The sequence below is a fragment of the Arthrobacter sp. SPT-J7 genome, from assembly GCF_059089965.1.
The window spans coordinates 1-990 of the sequence record NZ_JBNHFF010000482.1; the positions used below are offsets into that span (position 1 = coordinate 1).

Consider the following 990-nt stretch of genomic DNA (forward strand, 5'->3'; position numbering starts at 1 on the left):
CCGCAGCGCGCTGTTCACCCACTGACGAACCAGCACAGTAGAGAGGCACAGTCATGAACGACCAAACAGATGTCCTCGAGGCGGACCGGGCGCTCAAACAGAAGCATCGCGCGATGTGGGCGTCAGGGGACTATCCTGCCCTCGCGGTCGAATTGCTTCCGGAGCTGGGTGCCATCCTGGTGGAAGCGTGCGGCATCAACTCCCGGCAGCGGGTCCTGGACGTCGCCGCCGGGTCGGGCAACGCGGCCATCCCCGCCGCCATGATGGGTGCGAAGGTTGTGGCGAGCGACCTCACCCCGGAACTGTTCGACGCCGGCCGCCACCAGGCGGCGGACCGCGGCGTGGAGCTGGAGTGGAAGGAAGGGGACGCGGAGGCGCTGCCTTTCGCCGACGACGAGTTCGACACCGTGATGTCCTGCCTCGGCGTGATGTTCGCGCCCCATCATCAGCGCGCAGCCGACGAGCTCCTGCGGGTGTGCAAACCGGGTGGCACCATCGGACTTCTCAGCTGGACTCCAGAGGGGTTCATCGGCAGGATGTTCGCCACCATGAAGCCGTTCGCCCCGCCGCCCCCACCGGGTGCCCAGCCACCACCGCTGTGGGGGAGCGAGGACCACCTCCGCGAACTCTTCGGTGACAGGATCACCGAAACCAACGCCCGGAAGAAGTCTTTGGGGGTGCACAGTTTCCACCAGCCGGAGGACTTCGTGCGCTACTTCAAGTCCCACTACGGCCCCACCATCTCCGTCTACAAGTTCATCGCCGAGGACGGGGACAAGGTGAAGGAGTTGGATAAGGCGCTAACGGACCTGGCTGAGTCGTTCGGCGACGCCCATGGGGATACCCCGTTCCGCATGGAGTGGGAGTACCTGCTGTTTACTGCCAAAAAGGCCAAGGGTAATGCCGGGTGATGCCGCCACATCCTCGTCACCCTGCTGCCTCCTCATTCCGGGGTGACGCTTAAAGCCAGCGGCCGCCGGCGGGGCCAAA

Annotated in this window: 1 protein-coding gene; it reads left to right on the forward strand. The window is 65.2% G+C overall.

Annotation, left to right across the window (positions count from 1 at the left end):
* The first annotated feature begins 53 nt into the window (after nt 1-53).
* Nucleotides 54-911, forward strand: coding sequence for a class I SAM-dependent methyltransferase (locus AC5RWX_RS33755; protein WP_494100496.1), 858 nt, complete (start codon nt 54-56; stop codon nt 909-911).
* Nucleotides 912-990 lie beyond the last annotated feature (79 nt).